Source organism: Moorena sp. SIO4G3 (assembly GCF_010692305.1).
Taxonomy (GTDB): domain Bacteria; phylum Cyanobacteriota; class Cyanobacteriia; order Cyanobacteriales; family Coleofasciculaceae; genus Moorena; species Moorena producens_A.
On sequence record NZ_JAAHIG010000334.1, the window covers coordinates 1 to 4,826 of the forward strand.

Genomic DNA, 4,826 nt, shown 5'->3' on the forward strand with positions numbered 1-4,826 from the left:
TTTGTGAAGCCTATACGAGTAAAACCGTTAGTTGGACTGGGGAGCTGGTTAACATCGGCGGCAGCAAAATAATTAAATCAAAAGTTGATGGCCGATCTATGGATCGAGACATTAACGGCGCTCGTGGTATATTCCTGCGTTCGCGCAGCGTGGCCTACGGCCATGCCCTGGGAGATACCCCCTGGCTGAGAAATCAGCTTGCATTAGTGAGCCTTGATTTGCATTTGGTAGATTTTGGTAGCTAAAAAGTATCGGAGAGTATTAATCTAGATTATCAATATAGTCTTTCCGATTTTCCATTCCCAGTTACTGAATCATACCACAGGTTAACCTGTAGAATAAATCAACGGTCATCACCCCTCTCCCCCATAGACGGGGCTTCCCAACATCCTAGGATTTTTTGTGATTGATCCTCTATTTTGGCTCGGGCTGTCTTTTCTGCTGGTAGCAGTTAGTTTAACCGCTGTTTTAGTAACGTTATTACCTGCTGTACAAGAGTTAGCGCGGGCAGCTCGTAGTGTGGAAAAATTAGCTGATACCCTAAATCGGGAATTACCACCGACCCTAGAAGCCATTCGGCTGACAGGCTTGGAAATCAGCGACTTGACAGATGATCTTAATCAAGGAGTCAAAAGTGCTGGTCACGTGGTTCAACAGGTTGACCACAGTATTAGCAATGCTAAAAACCAAGCCCAAAAAGTCAAAGAGAATACTCGTAATGTGGTTAAGGGTTTCAAAACTGCCTGGAAAACTTGGAGGGGTACCTCACCAAAATCCAGGTCAATCGATTCCCTAGCATCATCAGATGCGACCCGTGATGGCGAGCAATCCCTTGACCGTAGGTCACGCTACGCGAACGCCATCACGGAAAGCGCACCTATTCACAGAAAAGCTCTAGAAATTCCTGAGACTGATCAACGCTCATCAGATGTTAATCAGCCAAGGCTCAGAGATAGTAACTATAACCATGAGGTCAATCACGGGACTCGTGAAACCTCTGATTGCGACATCGATGATAATTCTATCGATGATAATTCTTTTTAACGAAGGCAATACCAAGATTCCAACCTGAAGACTATACAGAATAAATAAACAATAAATGTAATGCCACCCTTTAGTTTATAAATTAAAGGGTGGCGTTATACCGTTTTTGTTAATATTTTGTTAATGGATGAAAAATATAGTTAGTTAGTAATTGAGAACTGGTAAACACCAGCAGATAAAAGTATAGCAATCCTATTAAATTAAAACATACAGAAAAATCAGTCCAACTCTCGGTAGATTTGGTGCATCTCATATAGCATGTTTGACATTTATAAAAGCTGCAAAGCTAATGCACGTCAACTTTTGCCTCTTGCCTCTTGCCAATGCCATTGCGAGTAGCGCTATTTTTGTAAAAAATAAGGAGAGTGTGGGGACAGCGGGAAGTGTCGGAAGTGTGCGAATTTTTGCCTAATTGCATGGATAGAGATGCACCCGGTAGATTCTTACCCATATTACCTAACTGCGGTCATCTTGCCAATCTTACAACTGGTCAGATTAGGAAAGAAATTCCATTCTACTGCTGACATCACTTACAGATGCATCTTTGAATACTGCCATCAAATCACCCTCAAAATACAAAGCTGTGCTACCGGGTAAGCCATTATCAGCCTCAAGCACATCATATTGATCCGCTACACCATAGAGCTGAATCATGTCTTGAGAATCGAAGTCATCAATCTTTGCATAATCATTGTGACCCCCACCCTGGTAGAAAGCGCCATGATCATCTCCTAGGATAAAAGTATCTGATCCACCTCCACCAACAAGAACATCAATTTCACCATTACCTCGGGAATCATTTCCAACTCCATTGAGGGTGTCATTACCGGAACCTCCAATCAAAGTGTCCTTGCCAGAGCCACCCTCAAGCAGGTCATGGTCTCCCCCACCATCAAGGCTGTCATCTCCCAAACCTCCGATCAAATAGTTGTTGCCAGAGCTACCTTTTAGGGTATCATTGCCATCCCCACCATCAAGATGGTCATCACCCGAAGCTGCGATCAAAGAGTCGTTACCAGCGCCACCCTCAAGGCTGTCATTTCCCTGGTCTCCTCTGAGGTAGTCATCGCCATCGCCACCTTTAAGGAAGTCATCTCCCGCATTTCCTCTGAGGTAGTCATCGTCATCACCACCTTCGATGGTGTCATAACCCGAACCTCCGCTCAGAGTGTCCTCACCTGAACTACCTTTTAGGTTATCGTTACCTACATCTCCCATGATCCAATCATTGCCAGAACCACCCTCAAGGAAGTCATTTCCCTGACCACCTTTAAGAGTGTCATCATGATCCCCACCATCGAGACTGTCATTGCCCCAAGTTCCCCTGAGGTAGTCGTTACCGGCACCTCCAACAACACTGTCATCCCCAGAACCTCCTGAAAGAGTATCATCACCCGAGCCACCAATTAGTGTGTCATTATTGCGATTACCCCAAATCTTATCATTACCGGAACCTCCAACAACACTGTCATCCCCATCACCTCCTGAAAGAGTGTCATCACCCCAGCCACCAATTAGTGTGTCATTCTCGCGATTACCCCAAATCTTATCATTACCGAAACCTCCAACAACACTGTCATCCCCATCACCTCCTGAAAGAGTGTCATCACCCGAGCCACCAATTAGTGTGTCATTGCTTTCACCGCCCTGCTCGGTGATGCTGATATCTGTCGGAGCAATATTCTGGTTTTGAACGTTAATACTGAACGTTTTATCGTAGCTTTCACCCCCGGAGTCGGTGGTGCGGATTTTGATTTGATGAGTATTGTTGATATCAAAGTCTAAAAGACTACCATTTTTGACCTGGAGTTGATTGCCATCAATTTTAAAGCGACCTTGAGCATCATTTAATAACTGATAGCTATGGCTATCTCCCCAATCAACATCCTGAGTAGTTAGGGTAGCAATAGTGGTGCCATTTTTACTGAATTCCTTGACACTGTTGCTAGAGAGGTTAATATCAGTCGGAGCATTATTTTGGTTTTCGACTTCGATACTGAACGTTTTATCGTAGCTTTCACCCCCGGAGTCGGTGGTGCGGATTTTGATTTGATGAGTATTGTTGACATCAAAGTCTAAAAGACTACCATTTTTGACTTTTAGTTGATTGCCATCAATTTTAAAGCGACCTTTAGCATCATCTAATAACTTATAGGTATGGTGATCTCCGGCATCAACATCCTTAGTACTCAGGGTAGCAATGGTAGTGCCATTGTTACTGAATTCCTTGACACTGTTGCCAGAAATGGTAATATCCGTTGGAGCATTATTCTGATTAAGGACGTCAATGGTGAACGTTTTATCGTAGCTTTTACCCCCGGAATCCGTGGTGCGGATTTTGATATCATGACTAGAGTTGTCATCAAAGTCTAAGAGGTTGCCATTTTTGACCTTTAGTTGATTGCCATCAATTTTAAAGCGACCTTTAGCATCATGTAATAACTTATATTTATGGTTATCTCCCGAATCAACATCCTTAGTAGTTAGGGTAGCAATGGTAGTGCCATTATTACTGAATTCCTTGACACTGTTGCTAGAGAGGTTAATATCAGTCGGAGCATTATTCTGGTTTTGGACTTCGATACTGAAAGTTTTATCGTAGCTTTTACCCCCGGAATCCGTGGTGCGGATTTTGATATCATGACTAGAGTTGTTATCAAAGTCTAAAAGACTACCATTTTTGACCTTTAGTTGATTGCCAACAATTTCAAAGCGACCTTTAGCATCATCTAATAACTCATAAGTATGGTTATCTTCCCGATCCACATCATTAGTACTGAGGGTACCAATAGTGGTACCCTTTTCACTTAATTCATTGACACTGTTCCGATCAAGGCTGATATCCGTGGGAGCATTATTCTGGTTTTGGACTTGAATACTGAAAGTTTTATCATAGCTTTCACCCCCGGAGTCGGTAGTGCGGATTTTGATATTATGACTAGAGTTGTTATCAAAGTCTATAAGGCTGCCATCTTTGACTTTTAGTTGATTGCCATCAATTTTAAAGCGACCTTGAGCATCATCTAATAACTCATAGGTATGGGTATCTCCGGCATCAACATCATTAGTACTCAGCCTAGCAATGGTAGTGCCATTGTTACTGAATTCCTTGACACTGTTCCGATCAAGGGTAATATCCGTCGGAGCAAGATTCTGGTTTTGGACTTGAATACTGAAAGTTTTATCATAGCTTTCACCCCCGGAGTCGGTAGTGCGGATTTTGATATTATGACTAGAGTTGTTATCAAAGTCTATAAGGCTGCCATCTTTGACTTTTAGTTGATTGCCATCAATTTTAAAGCGACCTTGAGCATCATCTAATAACTCATAGGTATGGGTATCTCCGGAATCAACATCATTAGTACTCAGCCTAGCAATGGTAGTGCCATTGTTACTGAATTCCTTGACACTGTTCCCATCAAGGGTAATATCCGTCGGAGCAATATTCTGGTTAAGGACGTCAATGGTGAACGTTTTATCGTAGCTTTTACCCCCGGAATCCGTGGTGCGGATTTTGATATCATGACTAGAGTTTTCATCAAAGTCTAAGAGGTGGCCATTCTTGACTTTTAGTTGATTGCCATCAATTTTAAAGCGACCTTTAGCATCATGTAATAACTTATATTTATGGGTATCTCCGGAATCAACATCATTAGTACTCAGCCTAGCAATGGTAGTGCCATTGTTACTGAATTCCTTGACACTGTTCCCATCAAGGGTAATATCCGTCGGAGCAATATTCTGGTTAAGGACGTCAATGGTGAACGTTTTATCGTAGCTTT

Annotated in this window: 3 protein-coding genes and 1 pseudogene; 3 read left to right on the top strand and 1 reads right to left on the bottom strand. The window is 42.6% G+C overall.

Features of this window, described 5'->3' with window-relative positions; translation table 11 throughout:
* The 3 genes and pseudogenes from F6J99_RS35430 to F6J99_RS35440 form a co-directional block, all read left to right on the top strand.
* Positions 1 to 245 (top strand): annotated as a pseudogene (locus F6J99_RS35430) (RNA-guided endonuclease TnpB family protein); the annotation flags it as partial.
* Positions 246 to 402: 157 nt separating this feature from the next.
* Positions 403 to 1,044, top strand: coding sequence for a DUF948 domain-containing protein (locus F6J99_RS35435; protein ID WP_293106055.1), 642 nt, complete (start codon positions 403 to 405; stop codon positions 1,042 to 1,044).
* A 289-nt stretch (positions 1,045 to 1,333) separates the two neighbouring features.
* Entirely contained in the window at positions 1,334 to 1,456 is a 123-nt protein-coding gene (locus tag F6J99_RS35440) for a hypothetical protein (RefSeq protein WP_293120212.1), read from the top strand.
* Positions 1,457 to 1,539: 83 nt separating this feature from the next.
* Here F6J99_RS35440 and F6J99_RS35445 read toward each other — a convergent pair.
* Positions 1,540 to 4,826: cadherin domain-containing protein (locus tag F6J99_RS35445; protein WP_293120214.1), on the bottom strand; the 3,287-nt coding region annotated here is incomplete at its 5' end.